This window comes from Dethiosulfovibrio peptidovorans (assembly GCA_002748665.1).
Classification (GTDB): domain Bacteria; phylum Synergistota; class Synergistia; order Synergistales; family Dethiosulfovibrionaceae; genus Dethiosulfovibrio; species Dethiosulfovibrio peptidovorans_A.
In genome coordinates this window covers 47339-71850 of record PDTB01000020.1, presented here as the reverse complement: position 1 = coordinate 71850, position 24512 = coordinate 47339, and the positions used below count along the sequence as shown (strand labels likewise).

Genomic DNA, 24512 nt, shown 5'->3' with positions numbered 1-24512 from the left:
CTTATCGACGGGTCGTCCAGCTGAGCGAGCTGTATTTGTCCTCGGTCAGCTGGTGGGCGAGTTCCCACTCGGAGGGGGTGAGGTCGGTCTCAATAAGCGGGGCGTCAAACGCTTCCTGAAAGCCACGGAGGAAGGCATCGCAGAGCTCCTCCCAGTTTTTTTCAGCGCCGGTCTCGTGGCGGATGCTGGTGGCTTTGTTCAGAAAATCCTGTCTCGCACGCTCCAGCCCTCCCTGCCCGTCGTCCCGAAGCACGGAGAAAAGCAGATCCACGGACAGGTCGTTGAGGACGGAGCCGTGTTGCAACAGGGCTCCGTGTCTTCTGGCCTGTGCGCTGCCCACTATTTTTTTCCCTCCCACCTCGAGTTCGTAGGCTGACAGGGCATCGAAACATGCTGAGGATGAGCGGCATCCTGAGGGTGTCGGTCGGCTCATGCAGGCCTGAATCGAAAGGTTTTTGAATCCCAGAAGGAGCCCTTCCGAGAGGATTTTGTAGGAGGCTGTCACGCCCTCAGGCAGGTCTCCCCGCTCTTTTCCCATGACGATGCTGTAGGTGAGTTCCCGGTCGTGGAGTACAGCCCTGCCGCCTGTGAGACGTCGGACGACAGCAACGCCCTGTTGTTCGCAGGCCTCCAGGTTGACCTCTCCGTGGGCTTTTTGAAAGTAGCCCAGGGTGAGGGTTGGGCGATCCCATCGGTAGAACCGCAGGGTTGGGGAGACGTCGCCCCGTGCGCAGTGGATCATCACCGATTCGTCAAGAGCCATGTTCATGGCTCCCGATTGGGTCCCTGTGTTAACGAATCGCCACTTCATGCAGTACCTCCTTGATCTGTTCCAGATCGGTTTCCTCAAGGGCCGTTCTGGCCTCTTCGGGGGACAGGTAACGGGGATAGTTAAACATGGTGCCCCGGCGGGGGCTTTCGTTGTAGTAGGGTCTGTTGCACCCGGTACAGCCGGCGGTACGAAAGGGGGCTCCCGTGCCGATCAGGTCGAGAAGCTCCTGGCTATCCATGGCGATGGATGTCAGGCGTCCCTGAGAAAAGCTCATGTCGTCTACGGTAATGTGCCCGCTTTTCATGAGCCACGTCCCAATCTGCACCCGGCGGTACGTGCCCGGAGGAGGAGGCGGTACGTGTGCCATAGCGGTTCCCGGCAGGGGAGTGAAGGCGAACAGTCCCACGGTTACGTCCATGGCGATCATCTGGCCGATGAGTTTCAGCGCCTCTTCCTCGCTCTCGCCGAGGCCGACGATGACGTGGGTCGATATTCGCCGGGGAAACAGGGCGGTCGCCTGAGTGATGAGTTCGATTTTGCCGTTGAAGCTTCCCCCTTTGACGGTTCGGTGGATGTCCTCGGTTGCGGCGTCCATGGCGATGCTGACTCGAGCAGCTCCCCGGTTCATGAGTTCCTGAACCTGGTCTATTTTCTGGATGTTGGTGGAAACGCTGATTGAAAGCCCGGTCTCGCTGGAGATCTTCTCGGTCAGGGTGAGGGTTCGTTCGTATGATCCCCTGTTCATCGGCACCTGGATGCAGGCCCGGATGAGCTTCTTATCTTCTTCGGCCCGTCTGAGGAGCGGCAGGACTTCGTCCAGGGGAAAGAGAGGCCAGATAACACGGGAGAGTTTGTCATCGCCGCACTTGGCGTTTCGAGCTTGAGAGCAGAAAGCACAGCTTCGGAGGCAGCGGCCTCCCTCGTCCATGATGTAGGCCGTTGTCGGGTCGGCGTCGGATTTCAGAGAGGCAAGGCCCAAAACGGCGGCGGTTCCGATGGATAGGCGAACGTTCATAGGGCGCAGCACTCCTTTCCGTGACGGAGGGTGAGTCCCATGGATCGTGCCAGTTTCAGGGAAGGGGGCGTGGGGTTGACGATTTTGTTCAGACCGCATCTCACGGCAAGGCAGTCCAGCTCACGCCGATATCGTCCTTTGGGTCTCATACAGCCGAGGTGAAGGGGAATATCGGGGAAGAGTGTACGGGCCCGAATCAGAAGTTGGGCCACCTCGTCCAGCGGGGGTGGGGTCTTGTCCTGATATCGGGTGCCCGGGGTCGGGATCAGAACGATAAAGACCAGTCCGTCCGCTCCCAGTTCGGCGAGTTTCTCGAGAGCACCATACTCGCCGATAACCTGCCCGCCTTTGAGGCCGATACAGATATGAGGGAGAACCGGGGTTCCCAGCTTTCGGAGGAGGTTGTAGGTCTTGATGTAGTCCTGAGATGTTCGATGAAGGCCGAAGACTTCTTCGATGGTGGTGTCGTCCGTGACGAAGTCGAAGGATATTCTGTCTGCCAGAGGCGCTACGAGTTGCAGCTCTTCTGGAGACATGAGTCCTACGTGCATGTTGATTCGCAGGTTTCGCTGTTTCAGGTTGGCAATCATGTGTGCCTTATTTTCTCCGTCAACGGCCCCGGATGAGGCACAGCCACCGCTGACGAGACAGCTGGTGTATCGCCCCCCGGAGAGAGCTTCCAGCAGTTCTTCCGGTTGCGTCATCCCTTTGAGGTAGTGCCCGCCGCAGTGAGCGCAGTTCAGGGCGCAATCCCTTCCGGTGAGGGAAAGAACGAGGGTCTTTTCCGGTACATCGCAGTGAAGCTCGTCGGGAAAGTTCCTTTTTCGAATAGCCCACGAACCAACAAGCTCTTTTTCCGTTTCCGGTTGGATGAGGATAATATCCGAGGGATAGACGGGCATGGATACTAAAATTGAAGATCCATTTTTTTGTATCCCTTCGGAAGAACAAAGAGCTTGTCATCCTGGGGGCCTTCTGCAATGTGAGAGTATTCCATCGTGATAACACCTGTCGGCCCGTCGTAGATTACCTTAAGGCTTGCGTGCAGTTTTGGCGAGTACCACACGGTGGATGGGCCGAATTCTAAGTCGTTAGGGGTATGGCGATAGACGTCGCATCGGTATCCGGCAAAGGTCTCCGATGGAAGCCTCTCCAGCGTGCCGTCCGCATCGCTCAGGGATTGCCCGACAGCTATATTCTGCTCCCCCATCGACTTTATGGGATTTGCGTAAGGATTTTCATCAGTCATCTCGATGTAGGTTTTTTCCGATGGGATGATGGAGTATGTCGTTCCTGTTTTTTGGTTGTAGAGAACAATGGACTCGTCCTGCTCATGGCGGTGCCATGGGCCCTTGACGAACACCTTGGCGGAGAAAGTCCCTTCTGGACTAGTTGTCTCCATGGTTGCCGAGTACTCAGAAGCTCCGACGTAGCTGGCTGTCCATAGAAGTGCCGTTAAGGTCATAGCCAATATTGTATATCGTTTCATCGTTTACGCCTCCTCGGTCTATGGGTGTAGTTTCGGCATTCTCCTGCTGTCTCTTGATCTCGTTGATCTTGTTGCTTGACGCCATACCAGAGCATTTTGGATTTTTCTCTAAGACGATAAACGCACCTCCTTTTGTATTTCATCCATAAACCGCTGCACAACCTCCTGAAGTTGTTCTCGCAAGCGTTGTATGTAACGGAAAAAATGTGATAGCCTCAAAGTGTGTACTCCTTTTCTATTATATCCTCTTATTGAGTCTCTTGGTCGAGTATAAAGAGGATAAACCATGAAAAAAGAGAGGGCGGAATCTCGGTGCCTTTTTATGGGAGTCTTGGAACTGAAGGGGATCAGGAAACCCGGTTATCTACTGGCTTGAGGTGACCGGATAGAAGCCGTGGGGTTCGGTGTTCCTGATTCGATGCTCGAACTGGAGGGGCGACTCGGGAGGATTTTCCCTTCCCCTTTAGTTATCCGCCATGGGGAGTTCAACGCCCATTCCCACCCGGAGCAGTCCATCTATGTGGACGATGTGAATCCCAGTTGGGATCTGGGGACGTGGAGTCGCAAGACCATTTATCGATACAACCCATACCTGAGCCCGGAACACGTTCGATTATTGGCCTGTCGCAGAGCCTTCTCTCGGATGGCTCTGCACGGTGTCGTCGGTCATGGTGTCCTTCTATCTTCATAACCGTCAAGGAAACCAATACGACAGGGAGGTCATCGTGGCTGCTCGAGACGTGGGGATACGACTGATCTTTGAAAGGATGACCTACGATATAGTCTCTCCCCAGGCATACGAGGCCAAACGGCTCTTGCAGGAGATCTATTTTGAGACATATGAGAAGGGTGAGGCCTATCTTCGGGAGCTCATGGATTATGAAGGTCCCAATGTTGTAGTGGCTCCTACGATTCACAGTATGTACGCTTCAAGCGGAGACGTTATCGTCCGAGCACTGAACCTCGGAGCCGAACTTGATCGTCTCTGATTGTTGCTGGGTTGATGACCAGGAGCGCTGTCTCCTGGCAGAACATGGGGTGACGGTCGCCCTCAATCCCCGAATGAACGCGCGGGTTGTGTTGGACGAGCTGCTCTGCCTGCAATTTTAAAGGCCGGGCTCCCTGTTTTTCTGGGCACCGATGGCGAGGCCAGTAACGATGATCTGTCCGTTGAGGGGGAGCGGGTCTTCCTCCGTCGCACGTACGATGGCTTGGTGCCTGCCGATGTGTTGGATGATCTGGGACGGTCTGCCTTCCCCTTCGGTGACGGTGAGATTGGCCCCCTAGCTCCCGGACGGTTCTGTGACTTTCGAGTGGACGACCTCAACGGGGTACGGTACCTGTTCGTTGGAGGGCTGCCGATCGTTCGAGATCGTCAACTTGTCCGTCTCGATGTGGAGCCGGATATAGGATACCCCTGAAAGAGAGGAGATAGCTATACTGAGAAAAAGGTTTCCCCCGGTGGCACCCTGAGCGATTTTCCCGTATAATATCCCTCGCTGATCGTGGTGCCCCGTGGTGCAAAGGCAGCACAACGGATTTTGGTTCCGTTGATCCTGGTTCGAGTCCAGGCGGGGCAGCCAATACCTTATTTCACCAACCGTTATGAACCATCGTAAGCACTCAAAAGCCCGCTGTTTAGCGGGTTTTTTGATATCCTTATGTCAGAGGAAAGAACTCGAAATCGTACAAGCTCAGACTCGAACCGTACAATCTAACGTACTCCGTTGCCGGAGGTGTCTGTTTTACCGTACAACCCCTGATGGGAGGCGGGTTCATTGCGTTAACAGGTACGTCTGTCTGTCCACACGTCAGAGGAGCCGGCAAGAAGCCGGATGTCGCAAAAGTTCAAATTAAGGAGAAGTCATAATGCTAAAAAGATATAACAGTCGAGAAGAAGTATCCGTAAAAAGGAGGGGATCGCCATGCCTCAAACCATGACAAAAAACGCAACGAAAACAGAACTCTACAACCGCTTCGGCAACCTCTCAGACAGGGACGCCTCTCGTGTCCTGGGGTACATCGACGCCCTCGAAGACGAGCAGGACAACCGCCTGGCAGATCAGGTCCTTGCAGAAGGAGGAGCCCCCATAAGCTGGGAAGAACTCAAAAGCGAACTCGATACCCTCCATGTCATACAAGATTGAAATCTTTTCCTCCGCTGCAAAACAACTGCGGAAACTTGACGGGATAACCTACTCTCGAATCCGATCAGCAGTAGACCCACTCTCCGAAGCCTCCAGGCCAAAAGGCTGTGCAATCCTCAAAGTCGAAAAACGCTACCGCATCCGAGTGGGAGACTACCGAATCATCTATGAAGTCCACGACAATAAACCCTGATCGTCCTCATCGTTAGAATTAGTCACAGAAGCTCTGTCTATAGCTAGACTCTTGTTCCCCCTGTGGGGGCATACTGGAAGTTCCTCAAAGCAACGCCTTTGGGTCCAGTTGACTGGTCTTTTCTCCTTGCTGCAATCCAGACATTTTAGGGGACAATGGTCTGGACAAATCTATGGACATCTCCATGGGAAAAGCATATACTTATGCAACAAAAATTACAAGCTAAGGAGGGAACCCATGTCTCAAAAAGCCTACGAAACAAGCCACCCATGGATTACTTTCGAGACTGACCTCAGAAACGCTTCCCCAAAACTCTGGATGTTCCTGGGGGCTGCTCAATCCAAATGTCGGCACCTCTCAAAAGTCGCCTTGCTTCCTGACCTTGCAGCAGAAATGCATGGTGTCTACCTTGCCAAGGGGGCACTTGCGACCACTGCAATTGAGGGGAACACCCTTCAGGAAGAAGACGCACAGGCTCTTTGCAAGGGAGAACTCAAACTTCCTCCATCACAAGAATACCTGGGGCAGGAAATACAGAACATCATTGATGCGTGCAACGAAATAGGCGAGAAGATACTCAACCATCAGGACTTCTCCCTGTCCTCGGACGAAATCCGAAGCTACAACAAAACCACCCTCCGTGGTCTCAAAGTAAGGAGTGAGGTTATTCCTGGAGAATATCGGGAATATCCTGTAGGAGTCGGGCACTACAAAACCCCTCCTGCCGAGGATTGCCCCTACCTCATGAATAGACTCGTTTCCATGCTTCAGAACATCACAAACCCGAAAGACCCCGTTCTGGGGAAAGGATTTGAGATCGCTTCGGGAATCCTTGCGGCCATCCTTGCTCACCTGTACATTGCATGGATACACCCCTTTGGAGATGGAAACGGTAGAACCGCTCGACTACTGGAATTCAGATTCCTTCTGGAATCTGGTGTTCCCACTCCGGCAGCACACCTTTTAAGCAATCACTACAACAAAACTCGCTCCGAGTACTATCTTCGGCTGGAAGAGACTTCCCGCGAGGGAGGAGAGGGAATTCGTAAGTTCATCGAATATGCTCTCCAGGGATTCATCGATGGTCTTGACGAACAAATAGATCTTATCCAGGGACAACAGTACAAAATCCTCTGGACGCATCTGGTCAATGAGAGTTTTTCCAGAAACACCAGCTCGACAGCTATCAGAAAAAAGGAACTCGTTTTTGCTCTGACGAAGGTACAAAACCCTGTAGAGATCAATATCAAAGAAATCCGTCGGCTATCCCCGGAACTTTCAGATGAGTACGCCGACAAAACCCGGAAGACTCTTACAAGAGACATAAAAAGCCTCTCAGCTCAAGGGCTTATCGTGAAAAACAGGAATACTATCAGGGCCAATATCGACATCGTCCGGGCTTTGATCCCCCGAAGACGCATATAAGCTCTCGTTTAAGCTCCCCTGCGCTGGCTTCTTGTGATCACGAGGAAGAAGCGCAGCTTATCAGCGGGGATGAATGTCCCCTCAAAAGTGAGCCGTCGTATGCTATACTTGTATTGCAAAAAGGAGGAAATCCACCATGCTTGCAATACGTCTGGACGAAAAGCTCTCATCACGCCTCGAAACTCTGGCGCAAAAAACCGGTCGAACAAAAACCTGGTATGCTCGAAAAGCCATAGAAACCTACCTTGACGACATGGAAGACGCCGCCTTGGCCGCTGCTGCATATGAGGAATATCTTCTTGACGGGCACCAATCCTCTCCTCTTTCCGAAGTGAGACACCGCCTTGGCTTGGAGGGTTGAGCTTTCACGAGGGGCTGAAAAAGACCTCGCCTCCATCGACAAACCTGAAGCCCTGCGGATCGTCAAATACCTGGCTCGACTGGAAACTCTCGAGAACCCGCGTGAGCGGGGCAAAAACCTCTCAGGCGACCTGTCTGACTTTTGGCGATACCGCGTAGGTTCGTGGCGTGTTCTCTGCCGAATAGAAGACAACAAACTTCTCGTCCTCATCGTTCGAATCGGTCACAGAAGCTCTGTCTATAGCTAGACTCCATGTTGTCGGAGAACTGTGGCGAGAGGAAAAAGGAGGCTGCGTCATGACTACCGCTCTGGACAAAAGAATAACAGAACTCGTCGACGTCACGGGGAAGACGAAGGAATACTACGAAAAAGCTGTTCTTGAACCCCTCGAAGACGCTCAACTGGCTGAACAGCGGTATCTTGAGGCGAAAGAGCGTGGAATCAAGCCCATAAGCTCCGACGAAATGAGGCAGCGTCTTGGGCTGGACGGTTGAATATGCCCCCAGGGTAGAAAAAGCCCTTTCCAGAATGCCTCTTGAAATACAAAAGAGGATATTGGACTACATGGATCAACGTATAGCTTAGGGGAACGCACCCCGCTCAACAGGCAAACCTTTAAAAGCCAACCTGAAAGGCTTTTGGCGGTATCGAGTGGGAGAATACAGGATTCTTTGCCGAATAGAAAATAACCGTCTCACCGTTTATGTCGTAGAATTTGGACATCGGAGGGATTGTGTACAAGTAATCTGAGGGCTGTGTGACACGAAGAAGCTCCTTGGACTCGGGTGGTAAAATCGACTATCCGTCTTGAAATTGGCACAGTTCGCCCAGTCTGGCCGATCCCTCAGCCATATCAGCGGCAGGCTCGAGCCGAGCGAAGGGGCACGCAGATCATGATCTCATAAATATCGACGATCAAAGGAGCGAAGACGATGAGCGAAACATTAAGTGTGCCGAAAAACAATCATCCCACTAGTCGGTTGGCACTCTGGGCGTGGATACTCTCGTTTGGCTGTACACTGGGGAACACTTTTTTGACATTTGCCCTATGGGCTGATATGGGGTTCAGGAAGTGGGAGCCAGGAGTTTGGCGCTTGGCAGTCCTGGCTGTGATTGCCGTGCTTGCCTTTCTCCTGTACCTCCGAAGAGATCGCTGTACAGCTCTATCCCTGAGCGTTGGAGTTGGAGTCTGTGAAGAAGGCCCGGAGGTACACGAGGCGAAGGTTGTATGTTGTTGGGGCAACTTCCTGTGATAACCAGGACACCAGGGGTGTCCTCATGGCGACAGGGCCGTTCCAGGCGTTTTCGTTGGCACGGAAGAATGTTCCTACGTTTTTGTGGTAATCGGCTATGGTCCTGGGAGCTGTCCCCGTGGCTTTTTTGAAGATGAGAAAGGTCTCGAGTGCCTGAGCTGGTGTGGGGAGATTGTGCCACGATTCGATTGAAAGAACGTTATTCATGATGTATCCTCCCGTCTAAAACTTCTCCGGGAGGCGTCGAATTACACAACGGATTTCTCTTTTTCGTGCTGTCATGTTAAACAATATCAATGCGCCTGATACCTTGGTATGACTGGATTCTCCGTGGCTGATCGTGATGCCCCGTGGTGCAAAGGCAGCACAACGGATTTTGGTTCCGTTGATCCTGGTTCGAGTCCAGGTGGGGCAGCCAACGCCTTGTTTCGTCAAATATCATCAGTTGTCAGGAATCCTCAAAAGCCCGCTAAACAGTGGGTTTTTTGCTGTATTTGCATCAGGGGCGATTATCCTAAATCGTATGGTCGTAGAATTAAACTGCACAACCTAGCGTACAATAATCTCGAAGGAACCTGTTTTACAGTACAACCCCTGATAGGATGTGGCCCTATACGGTTTACGTAAAAAGGGGCTGATATGCTGGGCATTCATGATGGAGATACGCGGGATCAATGAAAATCTACTTTTCCTAAAGCATCAGAACCTGATTTTTTTAGGGGTACCTTTAAAAATTTTCCTGCTTGGAGGGTGGAGATCTTCCCTCCAGGTTAGAATGGTAAAATATCAGGGCACCTCTGGTACCCCTAAATCCTGGCAGTCTTGAGATGCAAAATAAATTTAAAATGAAAGATTTGGTGATATTGGTCAAAAAAGAGACATAAAAATCCCGTTTGACCACCGGTTTCTCTCTCGATCCAGAGGGGCTTATGATGATATTTTGAGACAGAGAACAGAGCCCCCTGAGTGTAGTATCAGGTACGAGAGTCGAGTGATGGTATAGGTCAGGTCCCTCAGTATCAGGGCCCTGTTTTCAAGGAAGAAGCTCCAAATACGTGTTTCAAACGGCTTTGGATTTTAGAGCGATTACTTCGGTTTCCCTTTTTCTCCTGCCGAGTGATAAAGTGTCCTCTGTGTCCCGTATTTTGGCGTTTGTTCTGTAGCCGTGTTCCTCAAGCCAGGAGTTTTTCTCATGGCTTCAATAGGCTGAGTCGGTGAAGATGGTCTTGGGCGATTTCTTCCGCGAGGATCCCTCGCTGCTTAGGGGAGTGCCATTCCTTCTCAGGAGTTTGGGTTATAATTAATATTCTACCATTCTAACCTGGAGAAGGAGCATTCTTTAATTAAAAAGACGAGGTTGCACATGAAAATTCTCCATACCTCCGATTGGCATCTCGGTCGAACGCTTTATGGTAGAAGGCGCTACGAGGAGTTCGAGAGCTTTCTGGACTGGCTCACCCGGATTATGATGGATGAGGCTGTCGATATTCTTCTCGTGGCGGGAGATGTCTTTGACTCGGGGACTCCGAGCAACCGGGCTCAGGAACTTTATTACGGTTTTTTGTCCCGGGCGTCGTCCTGCTGTCGTCATGTGGTGATCATTGCCGGGAATCACGACTCTCCCTCCTTTTTGGAGGCCCCCCGAAATCTTCTTAAATCCCTTCATGTGCATGTACTGGGACGAGCGTCATCCCCTGAGGACGAAGTCGTCGTTCTCTCGGGAGATGGAGGTCCTGAGCTCATCGTCTGCGCTGTGCCCTATCTTCGTGACCGGGACGTTCGTTTCTCTGACGAAGGTGAGTCGGTAGAGGAGAAGGATCGCAGGCTCGTGGACGGCATCCGCGACCACTATGCGTCTGTGCTCGCTCTGGCCGAGGCCAGGCGGGGGGAGTTAGGACCTCACGTTCCCGTCGTCGTCATGGGACACCTCTTCACCGCCGGTGGGCGGACGATCGACGGCGACGGGGTTCGGGAGCTCTACGTCGGGTCCCTGGCCCACGTAAGTGCCGGAATATTTCCCGATAACCTCGACTATCTGGCTTTGGGGCATCTTCACGTTCCTCAGAGAGTGGGAGGCTCCGAGATCATGCGCTATAGCGGCTCGCCCATTCCCATGGGCTTTGGGGAGGCCGGGCAGGAGAAGAGCGTCTGTCTGGTGGAGTTCGACGGCCGATGTCCGTCGATTCGTCTTTGTCCTGTCCCATCGTTTCAGAAACTGTGTCGTATTCGGGGAGACTGGGAGACGATCGCAGAACGTATCGCTGAGCTATCCATGGGAGGGGACTCCCCCTGGCTTGAGGTTATCTACGAGGGCGATCTCCTCGTGGACGACCTGAGGGAGCGGGTCGACGCCGCAGTGGACGGAACCGGTGTGGAGGTCCTTCGGGTGACCGACCGGCGGTGTGTCCGTATGGCCATGGAGCGATTGGAGGACGACGAGGTTTTGGCTGAACTGACCACCTCGGATGTTTTTGAGCGATGTCTGGATGCCCATGACGTCCCGGAGGAACAGCGTTCGGAGCTTCTTCGATCCTATGGAGAGATCTTGTCATCCCTCCAAGACGACGACGTTCGCGCCGAATAGGATGGAGTTATGAAAATAAAGTGTATTCGATTTAAGAATTTAAACTCCCTGGTTGGCGAATGGCTTATTGATCTGACCCATGGGGACTTTGCCTCCGATGGTCTCTTTGTCATCACTGGGCCTACGGGCTCTGGCAAAAGCACTGTTCTGGACGCCCTGTGTCTGGCCCTCTACGGTCAGACTCCCAGAGTTGGCAAGGTGACCAAGAGCGGTAACGAGGTCATGTCCCGTCGGACTGGCGAGTGTTTTGCCGAGGCTACCTTCGAGACACGTTCAGGTATTTTTCGTTGTCACTGGAGTCAGCGTCGAGCTCATAGGAAACCGGGAGGTGACCTTCAGAACCCCAGGCACGAGATGGTGGACAAGACCTCCGGCCGTGTGTTGGAGTCCACGATTCGCGGCGTCGCCGAGAGAGTGGAGGTCGTTACCGGTATGGACTTTGATCGGTTCACCCGGTCCATGCTTCTCGCCCAGGGAGGATTCGCCGCCTTTCTACAGGCTGGGCCGGACGAACGGGCTCCTCTTCTGGAGCGTATCACCGGGACGGATATCTACACCCGGATTTCTATCCGGGTACACGAGCATCGCTCCCGGGAAAGGCAGCTCTTGGAGCTTTTAGAGGCCGAAGTTGGGGCAATAGATCTCCTTGATGTACAGGAAGAACGGCGACTGACCTCCGAGCTGAAACTGATGGAGAGAGAGGATGGAGAGCTTGCCAAGCGGGTTACTGAGATGAGGACGGCAGCCGGGTGGCTCAGGGCTGTTGGCAGGTTTGAGGAGGAGCTGGCTGCGGTACGTCAGTCCAAGGAAGAACATCTGGATCGTCTGAATGCCTTTGCGCCGGAGCAGGCCAGGCTTGACGCCGGCTTGAGGGCTCTGGAGCTGGCTGCCGATTATGGGGTTGTGACGGATCTTCGAAAAGCTCAGGACAAGGATCGTCAGGCTCTGGAGTGCTGCGAGTCGGAGATATCCGGGATCGATCAGGCCGTAAAGGAGGCCGAGGCGGGAAGAGATGCCTCAAAAGAGACTCTGAAGCAAGCCGAAGTCCGGAGACGGGAGGGGCAGGTCACGATACGGGCTGTTCGGGAACTGGACCTGAAGATATCGGAGATGGAGAGACCCATGGAGGATACAAAGCTATCCGTCGCCGACGGCCGGGCTTCTCTGGCGAAGCTGGAGGCCAGCCAACGGGAGACCCTTCAGAGGCTGGATGAGATCCGTTCAACCCTCTCGGAGCTGGAGTGTCGACTGCTGGGCTCCCAGACCGACGAGGCCCTGGTTCGAGACCTGGCCGGTATCGAGAGCCGGGGAGAGCAGATCAGAGCTCTGGGCCGGGATGTCGCCGAGGCAGAGAGGGCCGTGGGGTTGTTGAAACCTCAGCATGAACTGGTGCTTGACTCCGCTCTTCGAACAGCCCATGTGGCAGCGAGGACGAAAACCGAATGGGATCGGGCCGTGGCGGAACTCGCCAGGCAATCCGAATCCCTGAAAGCGGTTCTTATGGGACGGGAAATCGGTGATTGGCGAACCCAAAGGGCAACGCTTGCGGAACGACGGGACGCCATCGATCGATGCCAGACGGCGCTTGGGGATCTGGCGTCGGCGAATCTGGCCGTGCAGCTCTTGGACGATCGTCGATCCTCCCTGAAGAACCAGAGAGTCTCTGTCGCCGTCGATTTGCAGCACTATGAGGCCCAAGCCGCCGAGTTGGACGAAAAGGTGGGGGATTTGGAGCTTCAGTGCAGACTGATTCGAGCCGTTCAGGATCTGGAGGAGGCTCGATCTTATCTGGTGGACGGCATCCCCTGTCCCCTGTGCGGCGCTCTCGATCATCCCTACGCCGCTGGACAGCGACCGACGTTCGAGGAGAGCAGCGCCCGTCTTGAAGCGGTCCGAAAGCGCCTTCGGGAGATCACGGAGGTTCGTGTCGGTCTTGAGGTACGTTTGGCCGAGATAAACAAGGATCTTGAGAGGAGTGAGTCTGATGAGATCTCTCTCGGAGAGAGCATGGAGCGTGCCAGACGGATTCTGAAGGAAAACTGGCCCAGGCTCTCGAGGGCTGAGCTGCCGTCTGACTCCGAGCTTTCGGGAGTTTTGGATGAGTTGGCCGTGACTGACGAGAAAGATCTGGCTCAGAGTACCAGGATTGTCGAGACTGTTGAAGCCATGGAGGGTGCCTTAACCGGTTTGCAAAGTCGGGCCGAGCAGGCCCATGAGGCCTTCTCTCGGAGCGACCGGGATGCCCGAGAGGAGGCTGCTCAGATGGCTCTCATTGAGGAGCGTCTGAGAGGGGCGAACGACGAACTTCGTCGTCGTCAGGGTCTGTTAACCGAGGCTGTGAAGCGAATGGCTGACGAGCTTGCTCCCTACGGGATAGGTCTTTCGTCTCTCTCAGAACTTGATAGGATCCTGGTGACATTGACCAATCGTCGGGACCAATGGCTGGAGGATCAGGAGAAGAGGGATGAACTGACCAGTGAGATCGTTTCGTTCGAGATCAGGGCTGATCAGGGAGCTCAGGCTCTTCTGTCGTCCGCAACCGCTCTTAAAAAACTTGAGGAAAATCTAAAAGGGGTTGAGAAACGGCGTGAAGCTCTACTTAGAGAGCGTCGAGAGCTCTTGGGAGACAGGCTCCCTGACGATGAGGAAAAAAAACTCGACGACGACATGACCGCTGCTCAGGGTGAAACTGACCGGGCAGTGGAGTCCCTGAATAGGGCCTGTGGGGAGAGAAAACGACTTTGGGATCGGATGGCTGAACTTGAAAAAACGATCAAAACTCGATCGGCCTCCCTCCGATCAGCGTGGGATGTCTTTTCGAGCCGCCTGGTGAACGCCGGATTCTCCGACGAGGAGAGCTATATTTCCGCCTGCCTCTCCGAGGAGGAACGAAAAGCTCTGTCCGAGCGCTCCAGGAGTTTATCCGACCGACTCGCCGGGTTGACGGCCATGGAGATGGAGAAGGCTGGCGTTTTGGAGAGGGAGCGGAACAAAGAACTGAGCGACAGGCCTCTGGATGAGATCGAGAGGACACTTAGAGGGCTGGAGGAAGAACATCGGGAACGTCAACTGAACATAGGGGCCCTGAGGGAGAAGCTGGGGGAGAACGACCGGCGAAAAGGACGGCGGGAGGAGGGACTCCACGCCTTGGATGTTCAGAAAAAGGAGTGTGCGAGGTGGGATCTTCTTCATGGCCTCATTGGGTCGGCCGACGGGAAAAAATATCGGAACTTTGTCCAGAGCCTCGCCTTTGACATGGTCATCCGTCACGCCAATCGTCAGCTCGGCACCATGAGCGACCGGTACCTGTTGCTCCACGACGACGAACATCCTTTGGAGCTCAACGTGATGGATAACTACCAGGCAGGTGAGATTCGATCCACTAAAAACCTCTCCGGTGGCGAAACCTTCATCGTCAGCCTTGCATTGGCTCTGGGGCTTTCCCGTATGGCCAGCGACGCAGTTCAGGTTGACTCCCTCTTTTTAGATGAGGGCTTCGGCACCCTGGACGACGAGGCCTTGGAGACCGCTCTTGAGGCCCTGGCGGCCTTGCGACGGGACGGCAAGCTCATCGGAGTGATATCCCATGTCCCGGCTCTCAAGGATCGTATAGCCGTCCAAATTCGAGTCATACCTCAGACAGGGGGCAGAAGTTGGCTTGAGGGACCAGGGTGTTCCCGATGCGGCGGTCCATGATATTACTTTGTCGATGCCTGCCAGTGCTGTGGGGCCTTATTTTCGTTCTGACAGGCTCGTGCCATGGTGAGGTCGACGAAGCGCATGATGTGGCGGAACTATTTGCCAACAAGCGTCCCAACGTATGGGGTACGGATCTGCCCGGTATTCTTCGCCGGGTGCCCCATAAAGAGAAGGTGGTCGCTCTCACCTTTGACGCATGTGGCGGAGCCATGCGAAACGGTCGATGGCGAACCGACGATTACGATCGACAGCTCATCGGGTTTCTTCGTTCCCGAAAGATCGCTGCTACACTGTTTTTAAACCGACGGTGGATATTGGCTCATCCTCAAGAGGCTCGTGACCTCGCCTCGGATCCTCTCTTTCAGATCGAAAACCATGGGAGCCGACACTGCCCTCTATCGGTGACCGGTCGAAAAGCCTACGGTATCCCGGGAACCGTCGGTGTGGAGGACGTTATCCGGGAAGTCCAGGAGAACTCTGGTGAGATTCGATCCCTCACGGGTCATCGTCCCCGGTTCTTTCGTTCCGGGACCGCCCATTATGACGACGTGGCTGTGGAGATCGTCCGAGCTCTTGGATATGTTGTGGCCGGCTTCAGCGTCAACGGAGATCAGGGAGCTACCCTTTCTGCCTACGAGGTAGAACGGCGGATTCTGTCGGTCAGCCCCGGTGACGTGGTTCTCTGCCACATGAACCGACCGGGATCGGGAACTGCCGAAGGTGTTCGTAATGCCGTGGAACGTCTCTCCCGAATGGGGTATCGATTCGTCATCCTGAACGATTTGCTTCGACTAAGGTAATAACTAAAAACATTTAGTGACAGAGAGAGTTTTATCTGACTGATCGTCTTATTCAGCCCATATAGGGGAATATCGTGCTGCTTGGTACAAAAAGTCCTTTTGATTTCTTTATTGATCTTTAATTTTTTTTGAGGGTTACCATCAAATAAACTTCTTTTTTTAAAAACGTCTTGCCTCGGCAGGGCGTTTATTTGTTTTTTCTTGATCTCATCCTTGACAGGTTATCGGTTCGCAGTATAATTTAAGTATTCGGTCGACGAGAGTCGGTCGACAAAGTGCAAGAGATAAAGAGAGGGGCCTGGGATCGTGCAGACGCTCGAATACGTAACTCTCAGTAGTCAGATGTTCGATTTTCTTCGTCGAGAGATCATCGTGTCCGACCAATTTAAAGAAGGGGTGTTTATCCGGGAAGGAGAAATTGCTCAGCGCCTAGGGGTGAGTCGGGCTCCTGTCCGCGAGGCGATAAAACAGATGGAGATGATGGGACTGGTGGTTTCCCTTCCACGACGAGGGGTTCAGGTCCGTTTTTTTTCACCGGAGGAGCTGAACGAACTGTACGAGATGAGAGAGGTCCTTGAGGGGTGTGTTTTTAGGAGCATCGTCGAGAATGGGTTGTTCACCCGAGGGCAGTATAGGCGTTTTGAGGAGATGCTGGAGGCTCTCTTGAGAATCTGCGAGAGCGATCTGGAGAGGGACGAAAAGATAGCGACTTTTTGCGACAAGGATATGGAATTTCACATGTCTTTGGCGGAACTCTCTCGTAGAAAATGGACCGCTCATGCTCTCGAGATGCTTTATTTTCAGCTCCACCAGGCTCTTTTGAGCGACGTTGAAAAAACTGAGGTTCTGGCGGATCTGGTACGGCTCCACTACTCAATTTTGGATAACCTGTTAGCAGGCGATCTTGAAAGTTTAGCTGTTGATCGGCGCTATAGCTACTTTAATAGAAGAAACAATTCGTTGGAGATTTGAGGGGGTGAGTGATGAATTATGCATATAGGGTCTTTCAGCGGCGAGTCGTATGTGTGAAGAAACCGATGAGTCTTAATGTGTCTTGAATGGAGGTCCCGACATGACGATGCGATTCCGAGCACCTTTGGCTATAATCTCGGTCATGATCTGTCTCTTCGTGTGCAGATCAGTTCTCTTGGCCGATGAAATCAAGCTGTCCAACCAATTTCCTCCATCCCATCACATCTCTAAAGCCTTAGAATTTTTCGCTGAAAAGGTCCAAGAATATTCAGATGGGGCGATAACTGTTCAGGTGTTTCACTCGGCCCAACTTTTCAAGGACACTGAGGTCGTGGAGGCTCTTCAGGAAAACTTAGTTCCTCTAGCTCTGGTTCCTGTCAATAAATGGTCTGGAATGATTCCCGCTACTGATATATTTGAAATGCCCTTCGTGTTCAAAAAACTAGAATCCATTAAGGTGTTTATAGATGCTGGTGCTGGTGATCTCCTGAACAACGAGTTCAAGAAAAAGGGGGCTAACACCCTTTTTTGGGCCGACTATGGTTTTGTTCAGTTCTTCAATAGCAAACGCCCGTTGCTTACTCCAGCCAATTTTAAGGGGCTCAAGATCAGGACCTTCAGCAACGGGACTGCCGAGACAGTTTCGGCTCTCGGAGGTACTCCAGTGGTTATGAGCTCGTCGGAGATGTACATGGCCCTCCAGAGGGGAACTGTGGATGGAGCTACGACAGGGATGCCTGCTGCCGTATCCAGGAATATCTTTGAGGTTCAAAAATACCTCACTGTCTGTAATTACACTACGGCTCAGTTTGTGGTTCAGTGTAATCTTGAGTGGTGGGATAAATTATCGGGAAAAAAGAAGAAAGTCCTCCAAAAAGCCGGTGATGCTGCTGCTGAATGGCTCCGAGGCCGGATTACCCAGTCGGAGGCTGACGCTCAAAAGACCATCGCTGATGCTGGTTTGGAGATCGTTGAGTTGGATGACGAGCAGCGTTCGGTTTTTATTCAGGCAACTAAGCCCGTTCGAGAAGTTTTTGCCCAAAAAAGCCCACTTTGTTCCAAGCTTATCGATATTACTAAAAAAATGAAATAAATTAGAATGGAGTAGGAGGAAGAGGAAAACTCTTTCTTCTGTTCCCCTGTTGGGGGGTGGTGTCGTGATCAACCTGTACAGGAAAATGGTAAAGAACCTGAACGTTATGTTGGCATGGGCCTGTGGTGTGGGGATTTTGATCATGGGGCTTATCCTTTTCTATGAAGTGGTCATGCGGTATTTCTTCAATTCTCCCACTGTATGGACTCAGGAGGTCTCGATTTACATCTTTATATGGTGTATGTTCGGCGGCGCATCCTACACCTTGCAAAAGGGAAAGCACGTCAATATTGACCTGTTGACCTCGAAATTGTCGAAAAATGCTCAGAGCACTCTGCGCCTCATAACCGCCGTTGCGGGAATACTCTTTTGTAGCGAGGTCGCATATTCGGGGTGGCATATGGTATATAAGGCCGTGCAATACAATAAGCATTCTCCGACACCGCTTCAGGTTCCGATCTGGATTCCTCAGTCTGCGATCTTGGTCGGTTTTTTCCTTCTCACTATGCAGTTCGTGGTTATCGTTATCGACGAAGTGTGCTCTCTCCATCTAAGTAATCGTCCTTCGAGCGACAAAGGAGGACTGTCATGACGTCCTTTTTCATCGTTATAGGATTGCTTTTCATCGTCCTTTTCGCAGGTATGCCTGTGGCCTTTTCATTAGGCGGAACATCGATTCTTTTGGCAATCATCTATGATCTTCCGATGAAAATCGTGTCTCAGTCTATTTTTTCGTCTCTCGAGGGCTTCGTCCTTCTGTCAATACCTCTCTTTGTCCTTATGAGCCAGATTCTTCTGGACGGACGTATCGGCGATGATTTGTTCAACGTTATGAATGCATGGGTACGGCATCTTCCAGGGGGGCTCGCCATCGCCACAATACTGGCCTGTGCTTTTTTTGCAGCCATTACGGGTTCGAGCGCAGCCACTGCTGCCACCATTGGGATGGTGGCCTATCCAGCTCTTTTAGAGAGAGGGTACGAAAAGACTTTTACCCTGGGACTGTTAGCAGCTGGAGGAACATTGGGAATTCTTATACCTCCCAGTATTCCCCTGATCCTGTATGGTGCCATTACAGAGGAGTCGGTTGGACAACTTTTTATCGCAGGAATTGTTCCCGGTCTGGTTCTGAGCGCTATCTTCGTTACCTACGCGGTGATCAAGAGTAAACGGGGTGGCTTCACGCCCATGCCTCGAGTTCTGTGGAAAGAGCGTCTATCCATCACAGGTAAGAATATATGGGGTATCTTCCTTCCTCTGCTTGTCGTCGGTGGTATCTACACCGGTATATTTACTCCGACGGAAGCTGCAGCGGTTGGGTTGGTCTACAGCTTGTTCATCACTGTGGTGGTTTACAGAACTATATCGGTTCGAGCTCTGCCTGCTATCTGTATGAAGGCCTTGGGGACCTCGTCCATGATTGCCATGGTCATAGCCGGAGCTGTTCTCTTTGGCAAGATAATGACCTTGCTCATGATTCCCCAAAAATTGACGGAACTGATCATCGAATATAACCTTTCTCCAATGATGTTTATCGTAGCTATGAACATCCTCATGATCATTCTGGGCACAATTCTTGAGACGGTCTCGATCGTTCTTCTGACTATGCCGTTAGTGACGCCGATTCTCATGACTCTCCATATCGACCCTATTTGGTACGCCATCATCCTGACGGTGAACATGACAATGGCCTTGATAACACCACCGGTGGGAATGAATCTCTACGTCATTAACGGGCTTCGGGACGACATCACCATGGAGGAAATCATCAAAGGAGTCTTCCCCTTTATGGCTCTTATGCTGCTCATGTTATTTATTGTCATGCTCTTCCCAAAGCTTAGTACCTGGTTGCCTTCGGTGATGCATTAATTAAATAACAAACGGAAGGGGTTGTTGATTATGACGGGTGGTGCGTTGTCAAACCTCGTTGTTTTGGATCTGACGAGGGTTTTAGCCGGTCCGTTTTGTACTATGATTCTGGCTGACATGGGGGCTGACGTCATAAAGATCGAACGACCGGGGGTCGGGGACGATACGCGACAGATGGGCCCCTTCGTTAACGGCGAGAGTGCCTACTACATGAATCTGAACCGGAACAAGCGAGGGATAACTCTCAATCTCAAATCTCCTAAAGGGAAAGAACTCTTTCTCAAAATGGTTCAGAAAGCCGATCTGGTGGTGGAGAACTATCGGCCCGGAACAATGGAGAAATTGGGTCTGGGATACGATCATCTGAAGGAGGTCAATCCTCGGATCATCTATGCTGCCATCTCTGGCTTCGGTCATACCGGTCCCTACAAGATGCGTCCGGGATACGACATCATCGCTCAGGCCATGAGTGGTCTCATGAGCACCACTGGTTGGCCGGATGGTGAACCAACCCGAACAGGAACAGCTATGGGGGATGTCCTAGCCGGTCTCTCCTGTGCCGTAGGGCTCTTGGCGGCAGTTAATGGTCGTGAATTGACGGGGGAAGGACAAAAAATTGACGTAGCCCTGGTGGACTCAGCGGTAGCTAGTCTGGAGATCATCAATATGATCTATTTGGTGGAGGGACGGGTTCCCCAGCGTATCGGCAATCGATATGAATCTACCTACCCCTACGATTCATTTCGGGCATCCGACGGCGGCTTGGTCATAGGGGCAGCCAATGACAAACTTTGGAAGAGTCTCTGTCAACTCATGGAACGTCCCGGTCTGGCCGATGATCCCAGGTACCTTACCGTCTCTGATCGAGTGGCTCATCACCAGGAGATTAAGCCTATTGTGGAGGAGTGGACCGGTCGCCACACTGTGGAGGAGGTCTGTCGAATTGTGGACGAGGCCGGTATTCCCTGTGCTCCCATCCTATCCATCGATCAGGTCACCAAAGACCCTCATATCGCTGGAGATCGGAAAATGTTTTTGCCAATAAAGCATCCCGTTGCGGGTGATACCGTTTTGACCGGAAGCCACATCAAACTCTCAAATAATCCAGGAGAATTTCGGTTCCCGTCGCCAACCCTGGGGCAGCACAACGAAGAGATATACGGGGACCTTCTTGGTCTGAGCGTCAGTGACCTTCAGATTCTTCGATCTCAGGGAGTCCTTTGACCTATGTTTGAGCACGGTTATCCTGAGCGGGTATATATTCGGGAAGTATGCCCCAGAGACGGATTCCAGAACCTACCGAAGCAACTGGCAACGGAGGATAAGATTGCTCTTGTTGACGCCATGGCTGAAACTGGGATTTCGACCATGGAGGTTACGTCCTTTGTGAGCCCCAAAGCCATTCCCCAGATGATCGATGCTGCCCAGGTAATGGCTCACTTTAATAGTCGATGGAACGGAAGGATTCGTTCGGTCGTCTTGGTCCCTAACCTAAAAGGGGCTCATCGGGCTCTGGAATCAGAACCCGATGAGCTGAACTTCGTGATCTCTGCCAGTGAGGCCCATAATCAAGCCAATACAAGGCGTTCTGTCCAGGAATCCCTGGATGAATTGGCGAAAGTAGCCGCTATTCGAGGGAACGTCTCTCTGGAGCTCTCGGTGGCCACGTCTTTTGAGTGTCCTTTTGACGGCCCGGTACAGCCGAAGGCGGTCCGTCGAGTGATTGAGGCTGCTTTGGATATAGGGATCAACGGGATTACCCTGGCGGATACCATAGGGACCTGTGATCCCCGAATGCTTGTCGAGATCCTGGAGGATGTCTGTTCGTGTTTTATGGAGACGCCATGTACCCTTCATCTTCACGATACCCACGGAATGGCTCTGATCAACGCTGTTGCGGCCATGGAGTTGGGGTTCTGTCGTTTCGATACAGCAGTGGGAGGTCTAGGAGGATGCCCTTTTGCTCCAGGGGCTGCAGGAAATTTGGCGACCGAAGACATGGTTAATTTCCTGCATCGAATAGGCGTGGAGACTGGTCTGGATCTTCGATCAGTGCTTCAGGTCTCCGAGACAATGAAGACCATGGGACTGCCCGTGAACAGCCACCTGTCTGCGGCAAGTTCCATCTGCTCCCGAGCTACGGAGGAGGAGGAGGGACCGTGACCACGAACCTGTACCCTTCCTTTCCCTTGTTCACCGTGACTAGGGGCTGTCACGAACGTCATGGAGGAGGGCCAAAAGAAGGCTGTCCCGAGCCAATTCTCGTTCTGTCTTGTCGGGATCGACAAGTTTTTCCAGGTACTGGAGATCGTAAGAGTACAAGAGACGAAGCGAGATGATATTTTCCAAGCTTCTTTCTCAAGGCATGAGCGAATTTCTGTGACAGGACAGGTAAAATATCATCCCCTCTGTGTCAGAATAGCAAAATGAGGAGAGATATTTTATTGAACGTACAGGAATTGAAAAAAATGGCGGTTATCGACAGAAGGTACGAGGAGAAATGACAGCAACAGAGGGAACTGCTCGGCTTAGATTAAACAAGAAGCCAGATTTTCCTCTGAAAGCAAAGGTATCTTGGGGAGATGACTTCTCTCTGTCATACGGGAACAGGTGTCGAAGGCCTGCCGGCGTGAAATTTTAAGCGTTACTTATAAAATATTTTAACCGTTAATCCATTTCCCTAGAGTCACTATAGATTAAGTCTCATCTGTCAATAATTATTTTTTAAATAACCTTGAATTGCGTAATACTTATTACTCAACTTTAAAACGCAAAACGGTTTTCAGTTTTTCTGGCGCTACTTTTCTCGGATCTGAGATGTATATTTCTCTATGTTCCATTGATTTTCTTTTTAAACCTTTATTCTTGGCAAAGTTATCCATTATTGTAAACGACTCTTGTTCGTTGTCGTAACTTCCAATATGCATCATTTGTATGCATTTGCCGTCTGATGTTGCACAAAATGATAACTCTTGAATATTGATATTGGGTTTTCTTTTTTTTGTCCATTCTTTTGCCTTCTCAGCACATTCATTTGACACAAAGTTTGGCTGCCGAATCGTCAACGTAAAAACAAGCTCGTCTTTGTTGACTATTCCTTCAAAAGATTTCTTTGCATCTTCTGATATATCCCAAACTCCTTCCAAAGGATACACTGTATATTCGTAGAAGTTTTCAGGTTGAAGACCTTTTTTGTGAGACATCCGTATTGCATATGAAACTGCGTATAGCGCTTCAACGTATTCAGTGAAAAATAGACTGTTTGGATTTCCTCTTCCAGTTATTGTTAAATATTTAAATTCTGGAACATCTACCACTACGGGTTTTTTGGGTGGTAAGTAAATGTTTTTTCTTTTTTACGCCATTCATAGTTCATGAAAGTGATCCTCTCTACGTAAAAATACAACGGGTTCGCATTAAGCGTAACGCGGAGTCTAGCCCCCCCCTGATTCTAAGCTTATTAAGACGGCCTGCGGAGTGGTCTATTTTAACGATTTGTTCACCGGTGAGTGGAACAACTCTGGTTCGATGATTCTGAGACGTATCCCAGGCTTGGTGTGATGATTTGAGGATCACCGCAAGCCCAATGCCCAGGCTGAGACGATCCTCTTAATTTTATAAAGATTTCTCTTCACAAATGGGCAGTCAATTGCGGACAAGAACCGATTGTTACGTTCAATGAGGAATCGAGCCTTTCCGATCACGTCCCCAGGCCCCCCCTCGTGACAGCAGAAGAACGCGATGTCCTTATTCCGCAGAAAACCCTTTTCTAAAAGAGTGCGTATGGGAGGAGAGACGTTCCACGCCCAGACAGGGCTGCCCAGGAGGACCGTATCGTACAGATTCAGGTCAACGGAGAGCTCGTGAAGATCTGGCTTTCTCCTCATGAATACCTGAGTGCCTCCCCAGATGTATTTACTGAACCCCGTCGAATGGAGCTCCTGAACGGGTTTCACCTCTACCATCTCACATCTCAGAGCACGAGAAATGATCTCAGCGACCTTTTTGGTGCTTCCCTCGAAAGAATAAAAGAGTACCACCGTTCGATTCACGATTTTTCCTCAACCACGGTGCACTGCGGAAGGAGCCGATACGTGAGACCCTCCCTTTCTGCACAGGGGCGGTCTACGACCGTGGCGACCTCGACGTCCATGTGCTCCGGGTCGAACTCCTGGCAATGATAGAGGCTCATACACACCCCCGAACTCTCAAGTCCTTCCATCTCCCTGTACTTGTACAGCCTGCCGAACGCTTCTTCCATGCTTTCCCCTACTTGCGCCAGCGTGGTGATCATCCTGGTTGATACGATAGCCTGCTCCTCAAGATCTTTAACGATGACGGTGTAGCCCACAAAAATCTCCTCCCTCAATTCGGTAAGTTGGTCGAGGAAATCCAGGGTCCGTCTCATAGACGATACGCGACGTTCCAGTCGATTGCGGTATTCTCCCAGGAGCTCTCTCAGTACCTCGGGATTCCGTTCGTTCAGGAAGAGGTAGATTTCACTCAGGGGCATATCCAGCATGCGAAGCGCCTGAATTCGTTCCGATTCAACGACCTGGATGGGGGCGTAGTACCGGTATCCCGTGGTGGGATCTATAAATATGGGTTTGAGCAATCCCTGCTCCTCGTAGAGACGGAGGACCTTTCGGGAGAGACCGCTGAGCTTGGAAAATTCTCCGATGGTGATGCGATAGTTCATAAAGCGGTCTCCTTTCAAGATGAAGCGTAGACCTGTCAAGGGGGATTCAGGCTCACAATCAGGACCGTATACGTCACAACTATACGACTAAAACCTATGTTAGTGTGCATAAACGAGAGAAAAAATGTTAGAATACTTGAA

Annotated in this window: 23 protein-coding genes, 2 tRNA genes and 3 pseudogenes; 20 read left to right on the top strand and 8 right to left on the bottom strand. The window is 51.8% G+C overall.

The features are described 5' to 3' along the window. Nucleotide 1 precedes the first annotated feature (1 nt). Genes CSA35_05375 through CSA35_05360 form a run of 4 tightly spaced genes read right to left on the bottom strand, consistent with a single transcriptional unit; the run spans nt 2 to nt 3276 of the window. On the bottom strand, nt 2–811 hold the full coding sequence (locus CSA35_05375; protein PIE54600.1) for a lipoate--protein ligase: 810 nt from the start codon (nt 809–811) through the stop codon (nt 2–4). After that, nucleotides 792–1787, bottom strand: coding sequence for a radical SAM protein (locus CSA35_05370; GenBank protein ID PIE54599.1), 996 nt, complete (start codon nt 1785–1787; stop codon nt 792–794). Before CSA35_05370 ends, CSA35_05375 begins: the two co-directional genes overlap by 20 nt. Beyond that, the gene (locus CSA35_05365) at nt 1784–2689 is read right to left on the bottom strand and encodes a radical SAM protein (protein ID PIE54598.1); all 906 of its coding nucleotides are present in this window, start codon (nt 2687–2689) and stop codon (nt 1784–1786) included. Before CSA35_05365 ends, CSA35_05370 begins: the two co-directional genes overlap by 4 nt. Nucleotides 2690–2694: 5 nt before the next feature. Next, nucleotides 2695–3276 carry a hypothetical protein gene (locus CSA35_05360; protein PIE54597.1) on the bottom strand — a complete coding sequence of 194 codons (582 nt, stop codon included), beginning with the start codon at nt 3274–3276 and terminating at the stop codon, nt 2695–2697. Nucleotides 3277–3932: 656 nt separating this feature from the next. On the opposite strand from CSA35_05360, the gene CSA35_05355 reads away from it, so the two are divergent. The 10 genes and pseudogenes from CSA35_05355 to CSA35_05310 all read left to right on the top strand — a co-directional run bounded on the left by CSA35_05355 (nt 3933) and on the right by CSA35_05310 (nt 8152). Next, on the top strand, nt 3933–4265 hold the full coding sequence (locus tag CSA35_05355; GenBank protein PIE54596.1) for a hypothetical protein: 333 nt from the start codon (nt 3933–3935) through the stop codon (nt 4263–4265). Between the two features lie 222 nt (nt 4266–4487). Beyond that, nucleotides 4488–4697 (top strand): hypothetical protein, encoded by a 210-nt coding sequence (locus tag CSA35_05350; GenBank protein ID PIE54595.1) that lies wholly within the window; start codon nt 4488–4490, stop codon nt 4695–4697. 88 nt (nt 4698–4785) lie between these two features. Then, nucleotides 4786–4859, top strand: a tRNA-Gln gene (locus CSA35_05345). Nucleotides 4860–5201: 342 nt separating this feature from the next. Further along, entirely contained in the window at nt 5202–5423 is a 222-nt protein-coding gene (locus CSA35_05340; protein ID PIE54594.1) for a hypothetical protein, read from the top strand. Next, the gene (locus CSA35_05335; protein PIE54593.1) at nt 5407–5616 is read left to right on the top strand and encodes a type II toxin-antitoxin system mRNA interferase toxin, RelE/StbE family; all 210 of its coding nucleotides are present in this window, start codon (nt 5407–5409) and stop codon (nt 5614–5616) included. Before CSA35_05340 ends, CSA35_05335 begins: the two co-directional genes overlap by 17 nt. Nucleotides 5617–5853: 237 nt before the next feature. Then, nucleotides 5854–7041: a hypothetical protein gene (locus CSA35_05330; protein PIE54592.1), complete on the top strand. Its 1188-nt coding sequence runs from the start codon at nt 5854–5856 to the stop codon at nt 7039–7041. Between the two features lie 136 nt (nt 7042–7177). Next, on the top strand, nt 7178–7402 hold the full coding sequence (locus tag CSA35_05325) for a hypothetical protein (protein ID PIE54591.1): 225 nt from the start codon (nt 7178–7180) through the stop codon (nt 7400–7402). Then, nucleotides 7386–7649 carry a type II toxin-antitoxin system mRNA interferase toxin, RelE/StbE family gene (locus tag CSA35_05320; GenBank protein ID PIE54590.1) on the top strand — a complete coding sequence of 88 codons (264 nt, stop codon included), beginning with the start codon at nt 7386–7388 and terminating at the stop codon, nt 7647–7649. Before CSA35_05325 ends, CSA35_05320 begins: the two co-directional genes overlap by 17 nt. Before the next feature lie 49 nt (nt 7650–7698). Then, on the top strand, nt 7699–7896 hold the full coding sequence (locus tag CSA35_05315; GenBank protein ID PIE54589.1) for a CopG family transcriptional regulator: 198 nt from the start codon (nt 7699–7701) through the stop codon (nt 7894–7896). A 34-nt stretch (nt 7897–7930) separates the two neighbouring features. Continuing rightward, nucleotides 7931–8152: pseudogene (locus CSA35_05310) on the top strand (addiction module antitoxin). A 443-nt stretch (nt 8153–8595) separates the two neighbouring features. Here CSA35_05310 and CSA35_05305 read toward each other — a convergent pair. After that, a pseudogene (locus CSA35_05305) lies at nt 8596–8862 on the bottom strand (recombinase XerD). A 137-nt stretch (nt 8863–8999) separates the two neighbouring features. Here CSA35_05305 and CSA35_05300 point away from each other — a divergent pair. The 10 genes from CSA35_05300 (at nt 9000) to CSA35_05255 (ending at nt 21835) form a co-directional block, all read left to right on the top strand. Further along, nucleotides 9000–9073: transfer RNA gene (locus CSA35_05300), tRNA-Gln, on the top strand. Nucleotides 9074–10018: 945 nt separating this feature from the next. Beyond that, a complete protein-coding gene (locus CSA35_05295; GenBank protein ID PIE54588.1) occupies nt 10019–11239 on the top strand; it encodes an exonuclease sbcCD subunit D in 1221 nt (406 codons plus the stop codon). A 9-nt stretch (nt 11240–11248) separates the two neighbouring features. After that, complete coding sequence (locus CSA35_05290) at nt 11249–14935, top strand: exonuclease SbcC (protein ID PIE54587.1); 3687 nt, start codon at nt 11249–11251, stop codon at nt 14933–14935. Then, entirely contained in the window at nt 14920–15738 is an 819-nt protein-coding gene (locus CSA35_05285; GenBank protein PIE54586.1) for a polysaccharide deacetylase, read from the top strand. The genes CSA35_05290 and CSA35_05285 overlap by 16 nt, the downstream gene beginning before the upstream one ends. Nucleotides 15739–16044: 306 nt before the next feature. Further along, nucleotides 16045–16710 carry a hypothetical protein gene (locus CSA35_05280; protein ID PIE54585.1) on the top strand — a complete coding sequence of 222 codons (666 nt, stop codon included), beginning with the start codon at nt 16045–16047 and terminating at the stop codon, nt 16708–16710. Between the two features lie 100 nt (nt 16711–16810). Then, entirely contained in the window at nt 16811–17803 is a 993-nt protein-coding gene (locus CSA35_05275) for a C4-dicarboxylate ABC transporter substrate-binding protein (GenBank protein ID PIE54584.1), read from the top strand. A gap of 85 nt (nt 17804–17888) precedes the next feature. Next, the gene (locus CSA35_05270; GenBank protein ID PIE54626.1) at nt 17889–18395 is read left to right on the top strand and encodes a C4-dicarboxylate ABC transporter permease; all 507 of its coding nucleotides are present in this window, start codon (nt 17889–17891) and stop codon (nt 18393–18395) included. Beyond that, on the top strand, nt 18392–19672 hold the full coding sequence (locus tag CSA35_05265; protein ID PIE54583.1) for a C4-dicarboxylate ABC transporter permease: 1281 nt from the start codon (nt 18392–18394) through the stop codon (nt 19670–19672). The genes CSA35_05270 and CSA35_05265 overlap by 4 nt, the downstream gene beginning before the upstream one ends. A gap of 27 nt (nt 19673–19699) precedes the next feature. Beyond that, nucleotides 19700–20896 (top strand): carnitine dehydratase, encoded by a 1197-nt coding sequence (locus CSA35_05260; GenBank protein ID PIE54625.1) that lies wholly within the window; start codon nt 19700–19702, stop codon nt 20894–20896. 3 nt (nt 20897–20899) lie between these two features. Continuing rightward, nucleotides 20900–21835 (top strand): hydroxymethylglutaryl-CoA lyase, encoded by a 936-nt coding sequence (locus tag CSA35_05255; protein PIE54582.1) that lies wholly within the window; start codon nt 20900–20902, stop codon nt 21833–21835. 590 nt (nt 21836–22425) lie between these two features. On the opposite strand, the pseudogene CSA35_05250 reads toward CSA35_05255, so the two are convergent. From CSA35_05250 to CSA35_05240, 3 genes and pseudogenes are all read right to left on the bottom strand, one after another. Then, a pseudogene (locus CSA35_05250) lies at nt 22426–23048 on the bottom strand (hypothetical protein). A 196-nt stretch (nt 23049–23244) separates the two neighbouring features. Continuing rightward, entirely contained in the window at nt 23245–23727 is a 483-nt protein-coding gene (locus CSA35_05245; GenBank protein PIE54581.1) for a flavodoxin, read from the bottom strand. Continuing rightward, entirely contained in the window at nt 23721–24371 is a 651-nt protein-coding gene (locus CSA35_05240; GenBank protein ID PIE54580.1) for a hypothetical protein, read from the bottom strand. Before CSA35_05240 ends, CSA35_05245 begins: the two co-directional genes overlap by 7 nt. Nucleotides 24372–24512: the final 141 nt, after the last annotated feature.